The organism is Streptomyces sp. IMTB 2501 (genome assembly GCF_001953885.1).
Lineage (GTDB): Bacteria > Actinomycetota > Actinomycetes > Streptomycetales > Streptomycetaceae > Streptomyces.
Window position 1 is genome coordinate 169511 of record NZ_MQUS01000016.1, and the last position, 16748, is coordinate 186258.

15 protein-coding genes are annotated in these 16748 nt (G+C 71.7%); 11 read left to right on the forward strand and 4 right to left on the reverse strand.

Annotation, left to right across the window (positions count from 1 at the left end; genetic code table 11):
• Positions 1-60: 60 nt before the first annotated feature.
• The 4 genes from dxr to AV521_RS26695 all read left to right on the forward strand — a co-directional run bounded on the left by dxr (position 61) and on the right by AV521_RS26695 (position 4952).
• Positions 61-1332, forward strand: a complete 1272-nt coding sequence (dxr, locus tag AV521_RS26680) for a 1-deoxy-D-xylulose-5-phosphate reductoisomerase (RefSeq protein WP_076091461.1) — start codon at positions 61-63, stop codon at positions 1330-1332.
• Positions 1329-2633 (forward strand): RIP metalloprotease, encoded by a 1305-nt coding sequence (locus tag AV521_RS26685; RefSeq protein ID WP_076091463.1) that lies wholly within the window; start codon positions 1329-1331, stop codon positions 2631-2633. The genes dxr and AV521_RS26685 overlap by 4 nt, the downstream gene beginning before the upstream one ends.
• A gap of 169 nt (positions 2634-2802) precedes the next feature.
• Positions 2803-3960, forward strand: a complete 1158-nt coding sequence (gene ispG / locus AV521_RS26690; protein WP_076091465.1) for a flavodoxin-dependent (E)-4-hydroxy-3-methylbut-2-enyl-diphosphate synthase — start codon at positions 2803-2805, stop codon at positions 3958-3960.
• Positions 3961-4103: 143 nt separating this feature from the next.
• The gene (locus tag AV521_RS26695; RefSeq protein WP_076091467.1) at positions 4104-4952 is read left to right on the forward strand and encodes a GNAT family N-acetyltransferase; all 849 of its coding nucleotides are present in this window, start codon (positions 4104-4106) and stop codon (positions 4950-4952) included.
• A gap of 174 nt (positions 4953-5126) precedes the next feature.
• On the opposite strand, the gene AV521_RS26700 is transcribed toward AV521_RS26695, so the two are convergent.
• On the reverse strand, positions 5127-6170 hold the full coding sequence (locus AV521_RS26700) for a questin oxidase family protein (protein ID WP_076091469.1): 1044 nt from the start codon (positions 6168-6170) through the stop codon (positions 5127-5129).
• Between the two features lie 186 nt (positions 6171-6356).
• Here AV521_RS26700 and AV521_RS26705 point away from each other — a divergent pair, with 186 nt between their 5' ends.
• Together AV521_RS26705 and AV521_RS26710 are read left to right on the forward strand one after the other, a co-directional pair.
• The gene (locus tag AV521_RS26705) at positions 6357-6887 is read left to right on the forward strand and encodes a GNAT family N-acetyltransferase (protein WP_076091471.1); all 531 of its coding nucleotides are present in this window, start codon (positions 6357-6359) and stop codon (positions 6885-6887) included.
• A 135-nt stretch (positions 6888-7022) separates the two neighbouring features.
• Positions 7023-8726, forward strand: a complete 1704-nt coding sequence (locus tag AV521_RS26710) for a proline--tRNA ligase (RefSeq protein WP_076091473.1) — start codon at positions 7023-7025, stop codon at positions 8724-8726.
• A 74-nt stretch (positions 8727-8800) separates the two neighbouring features.
• Here the strand turns inward: AV521_RS26710 and AV521_RS26715 are convergent, their stop codons facing one another.
• From AV521_RS26715 to AV521_RS26725, 3 genes are all read right to left on the reverse strand, one after another.
• Positions 8801-9709 (reverse strand): aminoglycoside phosphotransferase family protein, encoded by a 909-nt coding sequence (locus tag AV521_RS26715; RefSeq protein WP_076091475.1) that lies wholly within the window; start codon positions 9707-9709, stop codon positions 8801-8803.
• 61 nt (positions 9710-9770) lie between these two features.
• Entirely contained in the window at positions 9771-10274 is a 504-nt protein-coding gene (locus AV521_RS26720) for a ferritin-like domain-containing protein (protein WP_076091477.1), read from the reverse strand.
• On the reverse strand, positions 10271-10777 hold the full coding sequence (locus tag AV521_RS26725) for a hypothetical protein (RefSeq protein ID WP_076091479.1): 507 nt from the start codon (positions 10775-10777) through the stop codon (positions 10271-10273). The genes AV521_RS26720 and AV521_RS26725 overlap by 4 nt, the downstream gene beginning before the upstream one ends.
• Positions 10778-11033: 256 nt before the next feature.
• On the opposite strand from AV521_RS26725, the gene rimP reads away from it, so the two are divergent.
• From rimP to AV521_RS26755, 5 genes are all read left to right on the forward strand, one after another.
• The gene (gene rimP / locus AV521_RS26735) at positions 11034-11543 is read left to right on the forward strand and encodes a ribosome maturation factor RimP (RefSeq protein ID WP_076091481.1); all 510 of its coding nucleotides are present in this window, start codon (positions 11034-11036) and stop codon (positions 11541-11543) included.
• A gap of 2 nt (positions 11544-11545) precedes the next feature.
• Positions 11546-12532 carry a transcription termination factor NusA gene (nusA, locus tag AV521_RS26740; protein ID WP_076091483.1) on the forward strand — a complete coding sequence of 329 codons (987 nt, stop codon included), beginning with the start codon at positions 11546-11548 and terminating at the stop codon, positions 12530-12532.
• Positions 12533-12664: 132 nt separating this feature from the next.
• Complete coding sequence (locus AV521_RS26745) at positions 12665-12961, forward strand: YlxR family protein (RefSeq protein WP_076091485.1); 297 nt, start codon at positions 12665-12667, stop codon at positions 12959-12961.
• 145 nt (positions 12962-13106) lie between these two features.
• Complete coding sequence (gene infB / locus AV521_RS26750; protein ID WP_076091487.1) at positions 13107-16169, forward strand: translation initiation factor IF-2; 3063 nt, start codon at positions 13107-13109, stop codon at positions 16167-16169.
• A gap of 252 nt (positions 16170-16421) precedes the next feature.
• Positions 16422-16715: a DUF503 domain-containing protein gene (locus AV521_RS26755; protein ID WP_023546363.1), complete on the forward strand. Its 294-nt coding sequence runs from the start codon at positions 16422-16424 to the stop codon at positions 16713-16715.
• The last annotated feature ends 33 nt before the right edge of the window (positions 16716-16748 follow it).

The window sequence follows — 16748 nt, forward strand, 5'->3', positions numbered from 1 at the left end:
ACGCACCCGCCCGGGGGATGCCCTGTCCTGACCGTCACCGCTTGCGGCAACAATGGGGGGATGACCGACAGCCTCGCCCATCCGGCGCCCCTCGCCGACCCGCACCTCGTCTACGACCCGGTCGCGGGCGACGGCCCCAAGGACGTGGTGATCCTCGGCTCCACCGGATCCATCGGCACCCAGGCCATCGACCTCGTGCTGCGCCACCCCGGCCGCTTCCGGGTCACCGCCCTGTCCGCGAACGGCGGCCGCGTCGCCCTCCTGGCCGAGCAGGCACACCGGCTGCGGGTGCGGACCGTGGCGGTCGCCCGCGAGGACGCCGTACCGGCCCTGCGCGAGGCACTCGCCGCCGAGTACGGCCCCGGGGAGGCGCTCCCCGAGATCCTCGCCGGCCCGGACGCGGCCAGCCAGCTCGCCGCCTCCGACTGCCACACGGTGCTGAACGGCATCACCGGCTCCATCGGCCTCGCGCCCACCCTCGCCGCACTGGGGGCGGGCCGCACCCTCGCCCTCGCCAACAAGGAGTCCCTGATCGTCGGCGGGCCACTGGTCAAGGGGCTGGCCAAGCCCGGCCAGATCATCCCGGTCGACTCCGAGCACGCCGCCCTCTTCCAGGCCGTGGCCGCCGGCACCCGCGCCGACGTCCGCAAACTCGTCGTCACCGCCTCCGGCGGCCCCTTCCGCGGCCGCACCAAGGCCGAGCTGGCGAACGTCACCGTCGAGGACGCCCTCGCCCACCCCACCTGGGCGATGGGCCCGGTGATCACGATCAACTCCGCGACCCTCGTCAACAAGGGCCTGGAGGTCATCGAGGCACACCTCCTCTACGACATTCCCTTCGACCGCATTGAGGTGGTCGTGCATCCCCAGTCGTATGTCCACTCGATGGTCGAGTTCACCGACGGATCCACGATCGCCCAGGCGACGCCCCCCGATATGCGCGGGCCCATCGCCATAGGTCTGGGCTGGCCCGAACGCGTCCCCGACGCCGCGCCCGCTTTCGACTGGAGCAAGGCCTCCACCTGGGAGTTCTTCCCCCTGGACAACGAGGCCTTCCCCTCGGTGAACCTCGCCCGACACGTGGGGCAGCTCGCGGGGACCGCCCCGGCGGTGTTCAATGCGGCCAACGAGGAGTGCGTCGAGGCCTTCCTGGGCGGCGCACTGCCCTTCAACGGGATCATGGAGACCGTCACCCGGGTCGTCGAGGAACACGGCACCCCGGACACGGGAACTTCACTCACGGTGTCGGACGTCCTCGAAGCGGAGACCTGGGCCCGTGCCCGGGCTCGTGAACTGACTGCCACGACGGCGACCGCGGAGGCGCGTGCATGACGACCTTGATGTTCATCCTCGGCATAGTGGTCTTCGCGGTCGGCCTGCTCGTCTCGATCGCGTGGCACGAGCTGGGGCACCTGTCCACGGCCAAGCTCTTCGGCATCCGCGTTCCGCAGTACATGGTCGGCTTCGGCCCGACCGTCTGGTCGCGGAAGAAGGGGGAGACCGAGTACGGCATCAAGGCGGTCCCGCTCGGCGGCTACATCCGCATGATCGGGATGTTCCCGCCCGACGACCAGGGCCGCGTCTCCGCCCGCTCGACCTCCCCGTGGCGGGGCATGATCGAGGACGCCCGCTCGGCGGCCTACGAAGAACTGCAGGCCGGTGACGAGACGCGCATGTTCTACACGCGCAAGCCGTGGAAGCGGGTCATCGTCATGTTCGCGGGCCCCTTCATGAACCTGATCCTCGCGATCGGCCTGTTCTTCACCGTGCTCATGGGCTTCGGCATCCAGCAGCAGACCACCACCGTCGCCTCCGTCTCGCCCTGTGTCATCGCGCAGAGCGAGCACCGCGACAGCTGCAAGAAGTCCGACGCCGCCTCCCCGGCCGAGGCCGCCGGCATGAAGAAGCGCGACAAGATCGTCTCCTTCGACGGCACACCGACCAAGGACTGGAACACCCTGTCGGACCTGATCCGGGACAGCGCCGGGAAAACCGTCCCGATCGTCGTCGAGCGCGACGGCAGGCAGCTCACCCTGCACGCCACCATCGCCACCAACCTGGTCGCCCAGAAGGACTCCAGCGGGCAGTACGTCCAGGGCAAGTACGTCAAGGCCGGCTTCCTCGGCTTCGGCTCCGCCACCGGTGTCGTCCACCAGGACTTCGGTCAGTCGGTCACCTGGATGAGCGACCGGGTCGGCGATGCCGTCGACTCCCTCGCCGCCCTGCCCGGCAAGATCCCCGCGCTGTGGAACGCCGCCTTCGGCGACGGCCCGCGCGAACCCGACTCCCCGATGGGCATCGTCGGCGCCGCCCGGGTCACCGGCGAGATCGCCACCCTGGACATCCCCGCCTCCCAGCAGGTGGCGATGTTCGTGATGCTGCTCGCCGGCTTCAACCTCTCGCTGTTCCTGTTCAACATGCTCCCGCTGCTCCCGCTCGACGGCGGGCACATCGCGGGCGCCCTGTGGGAGGCGCTGCGGCGGAACGTGGCCCGGGTGCTCCGGCGTCCGGACCCGGGTCCGTTCGACGTGGCGAAGCTGATGCCGGTGGCGTACGTGGTGGCCGGGATCTTCGTCTGCTTCACCATCCTGGTGCTGATCGCGGACGTGGTTAACCCGGTGAAAATCTCGTAGCCACGCGACGTTCGAGGCGGCCCGGAATCATGTGTTCCGGGCCGCCTCCCAACGAGTGGGTTTACGGGTGGGATGTGCTCGGGCCAAGGCCTGTGCCGTAATCTCGAAGCCTGGAGCCCGCCGGTCGACGGGACCGGACCTAGATCCACGACTTGGGGTTGCACAGCAGATGACTGCGATTTCTCTCGGCATGCCGTCCGTTCCGACCAAGCTCGCCGAGCGCCGGAAGAGCCGGCAGATCCAGGTCGGAAGCGTGGCGGTCGGCGGAGACGCACCCGTCTCGGTCCAGTCGATGACCACGACCCGTACGTCGGACATCGGCGCCACCCTCCAGCAGATCGCCGAGCTGACCGCGTCCGGCTGCCAGATCGTCCGCGTCGCCTGTCCCACCCAGGACGACGCCGACGCCCTCGCGACCATCGCCCGCAAGTCCCAGATCCCGGTCATCGCCGACATCCACTTCCAGCCCAAGTACGTCTTCGCGGCCATCGAGGCCGGCTGCGCCGCGGTCCGCGTCAACCCCGGCAACATCAAGCAGTTCGACGACAAGGTCAGGGAGATCGCCCAGGCCGCCCAGGACCACGGCACCCCGATCCGCATCGGTGTCAACGCCGGCTCCCTCGACAGGCGCCTGCTCCAGAAGTACGGCAAGGCGACGCCGGAGGCCCTGGTCGAGTCGGCCCTCTGGGAGGCGTCCCTCTTCGAGGAGCACGGCTTCCGGGACATCAAGATCTCCGTCAAGCACAACGACCCGGTGATCATGATCGAGGCGTACAAGCAGCTGGCGGCGCAGTGCGACTACCCGCTCCACCTCGGTGTGACGGAGGCGGGCCCGGCCTTCCAGGGCACGATCAAGTCGGCGGTGGCCTTCGGCGCGCTGCTCTCCCAGGGCATCGGCGACACCATCCGCGTCTCCCTGTCGGCCCCGCCGGCGGAGGAGGTCAAGGTCGGCAACCAGATCCTCGAATCCCTGAACCTGCGCCAGCGCGGCCTGGAGATCGTCTCCTGCCCGTCCTGCGGCCGCGCCCAGGTCGACGTCTACAAGCTCGCCGAAGAAGTCACCGCCGGCCTGACCGGCATGGACGTCCCGCTGCGCGTCGCCGTCATGGGCTGCGTGGTGAACGGCCCGGGCGAGGCCCGGGAGGCCGACCTCGGGGTCGCCTCCGGCAACGGCAAGGGCCAGATCTTCGTCAAGGGCGAGGTCATCAAGACCGTCCCCGAGTCCAAGATCGTGGAGACCCTCATCGAGGAGGCCATGAAGCTGGCCGAGCAGATGGAGAAGGACGGCGTGATCTCCGGCGAGCCGTCGGTGTCGGTGGCCGGCTGAGCCCGCACACCCTGGTCCGAGTCCCGTCACCCGTGGGTGGCGGGACTCCTCTCCTCGGGCCTCGTCCCTCACCCCCAAGCGCGCCACAATCGCTCGGGGTAAAGTTCCGAGACCAGCAGAACCCCCAGGGTGAGGCCCCGCACGTGTTGACCCAGACCAGCTCACGGGTGCTCGAACCGAGCGACCTTGACGCCGCGCTCGCCGTCCTCGACCGCGAGCCGGTCACGAACGCCTTCGTGACCTCCCGGGTGCAGGTCGCCGGCCTCGACCCGTGGCGCCTCGGCGGCGAGATGTGGGGCTGGTACGAGGACGGCATGCTCACGTCCCTGTGCTACGCGGGCGCCAACCTGGTCCCGGTCTGCGCCACTCCGCGCGCCGTCCGCGCCTTCGCGGACCGGGCGCGAAGGGCCGGCCGCCGCTGCTCCTCCATCGTCGGTCCGGCCGAGCCCACCGCCGCGCTGTGGCGCCTGCTGGAGCCCCACTGGGGTCCCGCCCGGGAGATCCGCGCGCACCAGCCCCTGATGGTCACCGACCGCATGCCCGCCGACATCGCCCCGGACCCCTACGTCCGCCGCGTCCGCAAGGACGAGATGGAGACGATCATGCCGGCGTGTGTGGCGATGTTCACCGAGGAGGTCGGTGTATCGCCGATGGCCGGCGACGGTGGTCTGCTGTACCAGGCCCGCGTCGCCGAACTCGTCGGCTCCGGCCGCTCCTTCGCCCGCCTCGACGAGCGCGGCAAGGTCGTCTTCAAGGCGGAGATCGGCGCGGCGACCAGCGAGGCCTGCCAGATCCAGGGCGTCTGGGTGGCCCCCGAGTACCGGGGGAGAGGCCTGGCGGCACCGGGGATGGCAGCCGTCCTGCGCTATGCGCTCGCCGATGTGGCCCCGGTGGTCAGCCTCTACGTGAACGACTTCAACACGGCGGCGAGACGGACGTACCACCGCGTCGGGTTCCAGGAGATCGGCGCGTTCATGAGCGTGCTGTTCTAGGGCAGGGCCTGCCCGGCGGATCAGGTCGCAGGGCATCGGCGGCGCTTCATCGGCGCAGGTGAGCGTGAGCGACGGGGGTGCCCCGGGCAAGCGAAGGCGTGTCGGTCCCCGCGTCTGCGACAGGATCCGGCGGACAGGCCCTGGTCCACCCCCGGTCCCACCTCCCGGCCACGGCTACACGGTCAGCTCCTCGACCAGAGCGGCCGCGCGGATCACCGCCGCGAGCGCCTCGGGGCGGCCGGTGCGCGCGTGTACGTCCAGACAGGTGTCGGCGAGCTTGATGACGTGCTCGTCCCCGTGCCGGGCGGCCAGTTCGAACACCTCCTCGGCCGATCCGGGAGCGGTGGGCAGGCTGTCCGGGGGCGCGGGCGCCACCGGGGCGTAGACCGCCGTCACGGCCGCGCTCGCCGCCCAGGCCGCGTGCAGGCTCGCGACCCACTCGGTGCGGGGCAGCGCGGGCAGCGTGCGCAGCACGGCCATGGGCGCGGTCGCCGCGTGCACCAGCATCACCGGTGCGCCGTGCGCGGTCGGGAGGTAGTGCAGCGCCGCCGCCGTGGTCACCTCCGCCAGCAGATCGCGGGCCTGCCCGGCATCGGCGGCCGGGCGCAGGGCGGCCAGTGCGGTCGGCCAGCCGGGCAGGCCGGAGAGCCGGCCGAGCCGGTGGTTGATGCCGCCGCTCTGGCCGGGGATCCGGACCAGGCCGGCCAGGGCGGCGGCGGGCTCGGCGGTTCCGGACGGGGCGGTGAGCGGGACCGGCTGCCAGCGCGCCGCCCAGTAGCCGAGGGCCTGGCCCAGTTCGGCGAGCCGGGGCTCATCCTCGTGGTCCAGCAGGGCGTGGACGGCGTGGCCGGTCCGGATCACCCCGTGCGTGGCGCCGGCCGCGATCCCGGGCAGCAGCCGCGGCCACCATGACTCCAGTACGGCGCGCCAGGGCCGCTCCCCGACCTCCCGCGCGAAGAACGCGAGCCAGTCAGCGAGCCGGCGCGGGTCGCCGAGCGCCGCGCGCCAGTCGTCGGCGGTGACCGGCGACAGACCGCGCGGCAACTCGTCCAGCCGGTCCATGTAGCGGTCCAGCCAGCGATGGACATGGCGTGCCTGTCCGTGCCGGACCAGCGCCTCCACGGCCATGGGGCCGTGATTGCTCAGCCATCCTTCGAACTCGGGCCCGGTCCGGTGCAGTCGTTCATAGGCCTCGTCGAGCGTGCCGTCAGCGTCCATGACACAAGACGCTAGGCGAGTGCCCAGGCGGCATCATCGGCCGACGGGTCGAGCCGGGTCCGTACGCAGGACCTAGGACCGCGGACGGACCGGCGCCGGCCCCGCCTTGCACCTGGTCCCGCATGCCGGGCACAGCCCGTCCCGCACGCCCGTCCGGCCGCGGTCAGCCCCCTGTACGCTCCCGGCATGGACCTCGTGATCGGCACTCTGGACCTCTCCGCCCACGTGGACGAGGCCTTGGCCGTCCAAGCCGTCGCCTTCGGACTCGGCCCGGACGAAGTGGCCGTACGCCGGCAGATCGTCCAGCGCCATATGCAGTACCAGGGTGCGCGGGCCCTCGGCGCGAGTGCCGGCGGACGGCTCGTCGGATTCGTGTACGGCATGCCCAACTCCCGTACCCACTGGTGGTCGACGGTCGTGGAGCCGTACCTCCGCGCGGCCGGCAACGACTTCTGGCTGGACGACTCCTTCGTGATCACAGAGCTCCACGTCCACCCCGACCACCAGAACCGCGGCATCGGCCGCCGTCTGATCACCACCATCACGGACTCCGCCGCCGAACCCCGCTCGATCCTCTCCGCGATCGACACCGACAGCCCGGCCCGCGGCCTCTACCACTCCCTCGGCTATGTCGACCTCGCCCGCCAGGTCCACTTCCCGAGCGCCCCGCGGCCGTACGCGGTGATGGGCGCCCCCCTGCCGCTGCGCCGCAGATAAAGCCGCGAACACACCCGCGAGCAAACCCGCGGACAAACTCGCGGACAAAGACGAGGCATAACCGATTTCCGCCCGCACAGGCGGCCCGGCTAACCTCCTATGCCATCACCCTTACCCAGCAGGAGTACGAGAACCATGGCCAACGCACCGGTCCAGCGCATGTCCCAGTTGATGGCGAAGACGCTGCGCGACGACCCGGCGGACGCCGAGGTCCTCAGCCACAAGCTCCTCGTCCGCGCCGGCTACGTCCGCCGCACCGCCGCCGGCATCTGGAGCTGGCTGCCCCTCGGCAAGAAGGTCTTCTCCAACGTGGAGCGGATCGTCCGTGAGGAGATGGACGCCATCGGCGCCCAGGAGGTGCTGCTCCCCGCCCTGCTGCCCCGCGAGCCGTACGACGCCACCGGCCGCTGGGACGAGTACGGCCAGGAGCTGTTCCGGCTCAAGGACCGCAAGGGCGGCGACTACCTCCTCGGCCCCACCCACGAGGAGATCTTCACCCTCCTGGTCAAGGACCAGTGCACGTCCTACAAGGACCTGCCGGTGATCCTCTACCAGATCCAGACCAAGTTCCGCGACGAGGCCCGCCCCCGCGCCGGCATCCTGCGCGGCCGCGAGTTCCAGATGAAGGACTCGTACTCCTTCGACACCGAGGACGAGGGCCTCGCGAAGTCCTACGCCCTGCACCGCGAGGCCTACCAGCGCATCTTCGACCGCCTCGGCCTCGACTACCGCATCTGCGCGGCCACCGCCGGCGCCATGGGCGGCTCCAAGTCCGAGGAGTTCCTGGCCCCGGCCGAGGCCGGTGAGGACACCTTCGCGGACTGCCCGAACTGCGACTTCGCGGCCAACACCGAGGCGATCACGTACGCGCTGCAGCCGGTCGACGGCTCGGCCGTGCCCGCGCTTGAGGAGATCCCGACCCCCGACACCCCGACCATCGAGACCCTCGCCGCCTCCCTCGGCGTCCCGGCCTCCGCCACGCTGAAGAACCTGCTGGTGAAGGTGGACGGCGAGATCGTCGCCGTCGGCGTGCCCGGCGACCGCGAGGTCGACCTGGACAAGGTCGAGGCGCACTTCGCCCCGGCGTCCGTCGAGATGGTCACCGAGGCCGACTTCGCCGGCCGCCCCGACCTGGTCCGCGGCTACGTCGGCCCGCAGGGTCTGGGGGAGAAGGTGAAGTACGTCGCCGACCCGCGCGTGGCCCCCGGCACCTCCTGGATCACCGGCGCCAACAAGGAGCACACGCACGCCAAGAACGTCGTCGCCGGCCGTGACTTCGAGGTCGACGAGTACGTGGACGTGGTCGTGGTGCAGGAGGGCGACCCCTGCCCGAAGTGCGGCACCGGCCTGAAGCTGGACCGCGCCATCGAGATCGGCCACATCTTCCAGCTCGGCCGCAAGTACGCCGACGCCCTCAAGCTCGACGTCCTCGGCCAGAACGGCAAGCCCGTCCGCGTCACCATGGGCTCCTACGGCATCGGCGTCTCGCGTGCCGTCGCCGCGCTCGCCGAGCAGAACGCCGACGACAAGGGTCTGGTGTGGGCCAAGGAGGTCGCCCCGGCCGACGTGCATGTGGTCGCCGCCGGCAAGGCCCTGCAGACCGAGCTGGCCCTCGACGTCGCCGAGAAGCTGGCCGCCGCAGGCGTCCGCGTCCTGGTCGACGACCGGGCCGGTGTCTCCCCGGGCGTGAAGTTCACCGACGCCGAGCTGATCGGCGTCCCGCAGATCCTGGTCGCCGGCCGCCGCTCCGGCGAGGGTGTCGTGGAACTGAAGGACCGCAAGACCGGCGAGCGCGAGGAGCTGACGGTCGAGGACGCGATCGCCCGCCTGACGGCGTAGCGGCAAGGAAAGCCCTCGGCAGAGGAAAGCCCCCTGAGATCCGCGGAGGTCTCAGGGGGCTTCTCCCATCGCCTTCACAGCCAGCCGGCGAACTCCAGCAGAAGTTCCCCGTCCTGCGGCCGCCCCACGCGAAGTGCTCGCACCCCGGACTCCACCGCCCGGAACAAGGTCCACCCCCGCAACCGCTCGTGATCGACCTCCAGCGACTCCGCGAGCCGCTTGATCCGCCGCCGGACGATCGCCGCCCCCGAGGGCGCCGCGATCAGGTCCTCCACCCGGTCCCGCACCAGCCGCGCCAGATCGAACGCACACTCGCCGACCACCGGATCCGGCCCCACCGCGAGCCACGGCATCCGCTCCCCGGCGAGCACCTTGCTCTGCCGGAACGTCCCGTGCAGCAACCGCTGTTCAGGCGGCGCGGCCACCAGCTCGTCGCGGGCCGCCAGCGCCGCGTCGACCAGCGGCGCCACCTCGGGTTCGGCGTCCGCGCCCGCCCGCATCGCCGTCGCCTGCCGCCCGGTGCGCTCGGCGACGGTCTCGAACACCTCGAAGACAGGGCCCGCCGGCGGCTCGGTCCACAGCCGCCGCAGCGTCCCCGCCGCCTCCAGCAGCGCCTTCGCCTCCGGCAGGGACCGCACCGACACATCCGGGTGCAGCCGCTCCAGCAGCAGCGCCCCGTCCTCCGCACCGTCCTCCAGCAGCTGTACGGCGCCCAGTCCGCCCCAGTGCGCCAGCGCCGCCCGCTCGCTCTCCGGGCGAGCCCTGGGCGGGGCCAGCTTCAGCACGGCCGGGGTGCCGTCGGACCGCCGTACCAGGACCACCAGGCTGCTCCGCCCGCCCGGCACCTGCACCCGCTCCACCGTCAACTCGCGCCTGGCGACGGCCTGTTCGGCGGCGGCCGACAGCTGCGCCAGCCAGTCGTCCCCGGCCGGAGCCGTCTCACCGAGCGCCCGTACCAGGCGCGGCGGCGGTTCGAAAGCCATGCGCGAGTCGTTCCCTTCCAGTCCACGGTCGTGTCGTACGGGCGCCTGCCGGGTCACCGGGTCACGGTGCCGTCGAGGCGGCGGCCGACGGCGTGGTACCGGCCGCGCCCGTCCCCTCGCCGGCCCGCTCGGCGAGCCCAGGGAAGGTTACGCTCTGCCCGCTCCAGCGCACCGCGCGCACCGCGGCCTCCCGGAGCGCCGCGGCGGCCGCCCCGCGCCGCGCGCCCGTCGTAGCCCGCACCAGGTCCGCGTACACCCCGGCCACTCGTTCCTCCAGGTGCGCGGCGAGCAGCACGGCCGTGGCCGGATCCGGCACCGGGAAGGGCAGCGCGTAGGCGGCGTCCGCGGCGACCGGCTGCCCGCCCAGATCGCGGACCTCGCGGGTCAGCGCGTCCCGGCTCGCCCGGTGGGCGTCGAACGCCGCCCGCGCCTCGGTCCGACGGGCCTCCCCGATGCGGCCGCCGACGACGCCGTACCCGTACACCGCCGCGTGCTCCGCCGCCAGCGCGGCCTGCACCGCGGTCAGCTCGGCCGCCTTCGTCTCGTCCTTCGCTCCGTCGCTCACTTCGCCCCCTCCGTCAGCAGGTACGCGTGCGCGGCCCCGGCCGCCGCCACCGAGGCCAGCAGCCGCGCCAGTTCGGCCGGCACCTCCAGCAGGTCCTTGGCGCGCCAGCCGGCGAGGGTGCGCTCGGCGGTGGCCAGGTCGGCCAGCGCGTCCTTCTCGCCGGCCGGAACGGTCACGGCGGACGGGGAGGCCGAGGACCGTGCCGGAGCGGGCGCCGTACCGTCCGTGAACGCCCGGACGTGCGCCGCGACCTGGGCGCGCAGCGGGCGCAGCCGACCGGACAGCCCGGGATGCGCGGCGAGGACGGCGTCGTACCGCTCCAGCAGCCCCTGGCTGTCCCGCGCCGCACGCGCGCGTTCCCGGGCCGTCACCGATGCGCCCCCGCTGTTGCCGGAGTCCGGATCGGCCGAGCAGCCCACCAGCAGGGCGGCGCCGGCGGCGGAGGCGAGCAGGGATCTTCTGCGCGGACCCGAGGGGGTGCGCGACGGCGGGGGGTACGGCACGGCTGACGTCCTCGGAGGCTCGTACGAACACACGGGCGGGAGGGCAGCCCGCAGTGATCACGGTACCCGCGCAGTCCCTCGCTTCATGTCACCGGCTCAGACAGCCGACCCCAGGGCGCGGGACGGTGCCGACCGGGCTCGACGGCGCTCGGCCCGCCCGCCGGTGGCAGGACGCAACAGTCCTCGCGACCGGATACCCTTTGACCAGACACGCGACCCATCCCACAACAGCACACGCGGCCGAGGAGTCACCCGGATGAGCACCACCCAGAGCGAGAGGCTGCGAGAGCTGCTGGAACCGCTCGTCACGTCCCAGGGACTGGATCTCGAAGAGATCGCCGTGGACTCCGTCGGACGCAAGCGGGTGCTGCGTGTGGTCGTCGACTCCGACAGTGGCGCGGACCTGGACGCCATCGCCGATGTGAGCCGTGCGCTCTCGGCGAGGCTCGACGAGACCAACGCGATGGGCGACGCGGCGTACGACCTGGAGGTCGGCACCCCCGGCGCGGAGCGCCTCCTCACCGAGCACCGGCACTTCGTGCGCGCCGTCGACCGGCTCGTGAAGTTCCAGCTGGCCGAGGACGGCGAACTGGTCGCACGGATCCTCGACGTCGACGAAGAGGGTCTGGACGTCGAGGTTCCCGGAGTCAAGGGCCGCAAGGCGACCACCCGCAGACTCGGCTTCCCGGAGATCGCCAGGGCGCGCGTGCAGGTCGAGTTCAACCGCAAGGACAAGAAGGACATGACGGAAGAGGAGGAGGCGTAGCCGTGGACATCGACATGAGTGCCCTGAGGGGCTTGGTTCGGGAGAAGGAGATCTCCTTCGACCTGCTGGTCGAGGCGATCGAGTCGGCCCTCCTCATCGCCTACCACCGCACCGAGGGAAGCCGCCGACACGCGCGCGTGGAGCTCAACCGGGAGACCGGGCATGTGACCGTGTGGGCGAAGGAGGATCCCGAGGACATCGAGGAGGGCCAGGAGCCCCGCGAGTTCGACGACACCCCCTCCGGCTTCGGCCGGATCGCCGCCACCACCGCCAAGCAGGTGATCCTGCAGCGGCTGCGCGACGCCGAGGACGACGCGACGCTCGGCGAGTACGCGGGCCGCGAGGGCGACATCGTCACCGGTGTGGTCCAGCAGGGCCGCGACCCGAAGAACGTGCTCGTCGACATCGGCAAGCTGGAGGCCATCCTGCCGGTGCAGGAGCAGGTGCCCGGCGAGACCTACCCGCACGGCATGCGCCTGCGTTCGTACGTCGTCCGGGTGGCCAAGGGCGTCCGCGGACCATCGGTCACCCTCTCCCGCACGCATCCCAACCTGGTGAAGAAGCTCTTCGCCCTGGAGGTTCCGGAGATCGCCGACGGCTCGGTGGAGATCGCCGCGATCGCCCGCGAGGCCGGCCACCGCACCAAGATCGCCGTACGGTCCACCCGTTCGGGTCTGAACGCCAAGGGCGCCTGCATCGGCCCGATGGGCGGCCGGGTGCGCAATGTGATGGGTGAGCTGAACGGCGAGAAGATCGACATCGTCGACTGGTCGGACGACCCGGCGGAGATGGTGGCGAACGCCCTGTCACCCGCTCGGGTGAGCAAGGTGGACGTCGTCGACCTCGCCGCCCGCTCCGCCCGGGTGACCGTGCCGGACTACCAGCTGTCGCTCGCGATCGGCAAGGAGGGCCAGAACGCCCGCCTCGCCGCCCGCCTCACCGGCTGGCGCATCGACATCCGCCCGGACACCGAGCAGCCGGCCGAGTAATCGGGCGGCGGGGCGGCCCGTCAGCCGGGCCGCCGGGAATAGATCCAAGCCGCAGGTCGCTTGGTTTACGACAACAGCCGTTCGATCTTTCCCCCGAAGGGGTGAGGTCGGTACGGGGAGGTAGACTTAACCGTGTCTGGCCGGACGCACGCCCGAGCATGCCCTGAGCGCACCTGTGTGGGGTGCCGGGAGCGGGCGGCCAAGAACGATCTCCTGCGGATCGTGAGGATCGAGGACGCATGCGCCCCCGATCCTCGCGGTACGCTGCCCGGCCGGGGTGCCTATGTGCACCTCGCCCTGGTCTGTCTCGACCAGGCGGTGCGCCGTCGGGCGTTCCCGCGGGCACTGCGCGCCCCGGGGCCGCTCGACACAAAGGCGTTGCGCCAATACGTCGAGCAGACAACAGTTGCCGAGCAGGCAACACCGTAAGACGTGCCGTACGGAACCCCGTGCGGCCTGGTACCTCGCGAGTCGAAAGCAGGTCGAGATTGCGATGAGCACTCGATGAGTACGCGATGAGTACGCCCATGAACTAGCGACGGTCCGGCTTCAACCCGGACCTCAAAGGAGCGAAGTGGCTAAGGTCCGGGTCTACGAACTCGCCAAGGAGTTCGGTGTGGAGAGCAAGGTCGTCATGGCCAAGCTCCAGGAACTCGGTGAATTCGTCCGTTCGGCGTCTTCGACGATCGAAGCGCCGGTTGTACGCAAGCTGACCGACGCCTTCCAGGGCGGTGGCAACGGCAAGTCCGCCGGTAAGCCCGCCCCGCGCAAGGCTTCCCCCAAGCCCGCCGCGCCCTCTCCGGCGCAGGCGGCACGTCCGGCTGCCCCGAAGCCGGCGGCCCCCAAGCCTCCGACGGCGCCCGCTGCCCAGCCGCCGGCCGCCCCGTCGGCTCCCTCGGCGCCCGCGCCGGCCGCGGGCCCGCGACCGGTTCCGGGTCCGAAGCCCGCGCCGCGTCCGGCTCCGGCAGCCCCGGAGTTCACCGCTCCGCCGGCCGCCGCCGCTCAGACCCCGCAGGCCCCGGCCGCGCAGGGTCCGCGTCCCGGCGCCCGTCCCGGTGCGCCGAAGCCCGGTGGCGGCCGTCCCGGCGGTCCCGGCCAGGGCCAGGCGGCCCGTCCGGGTCAGGGTGGTCCGCGTTCCGGTCAGGCCCCGCGTCCGGGTGCCCGTCCGGCCGGTCCGCGCCCGGGCAACAACCCCTTCACGTCCGGTGGCTCCACCGGCATGGCCCGCCCGCAGGCCCCGCGCCCGCAGGGTGGCGCCCGTCCGGGCCCCGGCGGCCCCGGCGGCGGTCCCCGTCCGCAGGCGCCCGGCGCCCAGGGCGGCGGTCCGCGTCCGCAGGCTCCCGGCGGTTCCCGTCCGAGCCCGTCCGGCATGCCCCGTCCGCAGGGCGGTCCGCGTCCCGGCCCGGCCGGTCCGCGTCCGAACCCCGGCATGATGCCGCAGCGTCCCGCTGCCGGCCCGCGTCCGGGCCCCGGTGGCGGCGGTCGCGGTCCCGGCGGTGCGGGTCGTCCCGGCGGCGGCGGTCGTCCCGGTGGCGGCGGCTTCGCCGGTCGTCCCGGTGGCGGCGGTGGTGGCGCCCGTCCGGGCGGTGGCGGCGGCTTCGCCGGTCGTCCCGGCGGCGGTGGCGGCGGCTTCGGCGGCGGTCCCGGTGGTGGCGGCGGTGGCCGTCCCGGCTTCGGTGGCCGTCCCGGCGGTCCCGGTGGCCGCGGTGGCACGCAGGGCGCCTTCGGCCGTCCCGGTGGTCCGGCGCGTCGTGGCCGCAAGTCGAAGCGGCAGCGTCGCCAGGAGTACGAGGCCATGCAGGCCCCGAGCGTCGGCGGCGTGATGCTGCCGCGCGGCAACGGCGAGACCATCCGTCTCTCCCGCGGCGCGTCGCTCACCGACTTCGCGGAGAAGATCAACGCCAACCCGGCGTCCCTCGTCGCGGTCATGATGAACCTCGGCGAGATGGTCACGGCCACGCAGTCCGTCTCCGACGAGACGCTGCAGCTCCTCGCCGACGAGATGAACTACTCGGTTCAGATCGTCAGCCCCGAGGAGGAGGACCGCGAGCTGCTGGAGTCCTTCGACATCGAGTTCGGCGAGGACGAGGGCGACGAGGAGGACCTGGTGGTCCGTCCGCCGGTCGTCACCGTCATGGGTCACGTCGACCACGGCAAGACCCGACTGCTCGACGCCATCCGCAAGACGAACGTCATCGCGGGCGAGGCCGGCGGCATCACCCAGCACATCGGTGCCTACCAGGTCGCGACCGAGGTCAACGACGAAGAGCGCAAGATCACCTTCATCGACACCCCGGGTCACGAGGCGTTCACCGCCATGCGTGCCCGTGGTGCGAAGTCGACCGACATCGCGATCCTGGTCGTCGCGGCCAACGACGGCGTCATGCCGCAGACGGTCGAGGCGCTGAACCACGCCAAGGCGGCCGACGTCCCGATCGTCGTCGCGGTCAACAAGATCGACGTCGAGGGTGCCGACCCGACCAAGGTGCGCGGTCAGCTGACCGAGTACGGCCTCGTGGCCGAGGAGTACGGCGGCGACACGATGTTCGTCGACATCTCCGCCAAGCAGGGTCTGCACATCGACTCGCTGCTGGAGGCCGTGGTCCTCACGGCCGACGCCTCGCTCGACCTGCGGGCCAACCCGGCCCAGGACGCGCAGGGCATCTCGATCGAGTCCCGTCTCGACCGCGGCCGCGGTGCCGTGGCGACGGTCCTCGTCCAGCGAGGCACGCTGCGGGTCGGCGACACGATGGTCGTGGGCGACGCCTACGGCCGGGTGCGCGCCATGCTCGACGACAACGGCAACAACGTCGCCGAGGCCGGCCCGTCGACGCCGGTCCAGGTCCTGGGCCTGACCAACGTCCCGGGTGCGGGCGACAACTTCCTGGTGGTCGACGAGGACCGTACGGCCCGTCAGATCGCCGAGAAGCGCGCCGCCCGTGAGCGGAACGCGGCCTTCGCCAAGCGCACGCGCCGTGTGTCGCTGGAGGACCTGGACAAGGTGCTGAAGGCCGGCGAGGTCCAGCAGCTGAACCTGATCATCAAGGGCGACGCGTCCGGATCGGTCGAGGCTCTGGAGTCCTCCCTGCTCCAGCTGGACGTCGGCGAAGAGGTCGACATCCGCGTCCTGCACCGCGGCGTCGGTGCGGTCACGGAGTCGGACATCGACCTGGCCATGGGCTCCGACGCCATCGTGATCGGCTTCAACGTCCGCGCGGCCGGCCGCGCGGCGCAGATGGCCGAGCGCGAGGGTGTGGACGTCCGGTACTACTCGGTCATCTACCAGGCGATCGAGGAGATCGAGGCGGCCCTCAAGGGCATGCTCAAGCCGGAGTACGAGGAGGTCGAGCTCGGTACGGCGGAGATCCGCGAGGTCTTCAAGTCGTCCAAGCTGGGCAACATCGCCGGTGTCCTCATCCGGTCCGGCGAGGTGCGCCGCAACACCAAGGCCCGCCTCGTCCGCGACGGCAAGGTGGTCGCGGAGAACCTCAACATCGAGGGCCTGCGTCGCTTCAAGGACGACGTCACCGAGATCCGCGAAGGGTTCGAGGGCGGTATCAACCTCGGCAACTTCAACGACATCAAGGTGGACGACGTCATCGCGACGTACGAGATGCGGGAGAAGCCGCGGGCGTAACAGCCGACGGTTCGTGCTGGCCGGCGGGGCTTCGGCTCTGCCGGCCAGCGCGCCGTTCCTTGGGGCTCCGATCCCGGACTCCCGGGTGGTGAGCGGGGTCTGGGGGCGGAGCCCCCGGGCGGCCCGCAGGCCAACGGTGCCCAGGAAACCCTGTCGAGCCCCCGGCAGGGACGCGGTACCGTTCTTGATGTCCCCGGCCACACGGACCCGGGGCCATCGATCCCGTGCCGGCGGGTGAACCGGCTACACAACATGTACGTGGGGACGCTGTCCTTCGACCTCCTCCTCGGCGACGTCCACTCGCTGAAGGAGAAGCGCTCCGTCGTCCGCCCGATCGTTGCCGAACTCCAGCGCAAGTTCGCGGTGAGCGCGGCCGAGGTGGACCACATCGACCTCCACCGGCGAGCAGTCATCGGCCTCGCCATGGTGTCCGGCGACGCGGCGCACCTCACCGACGTACTGGACCGGTGCGAACGGCTGGTCGCCGGCCGCCCCGAAGTGGAGCTGCTGTCGGTCCGACGCCGCTTCCACGGCGAAGACGACTGACGACGACCAGACCACAGAACGCAGAGAAGAAGA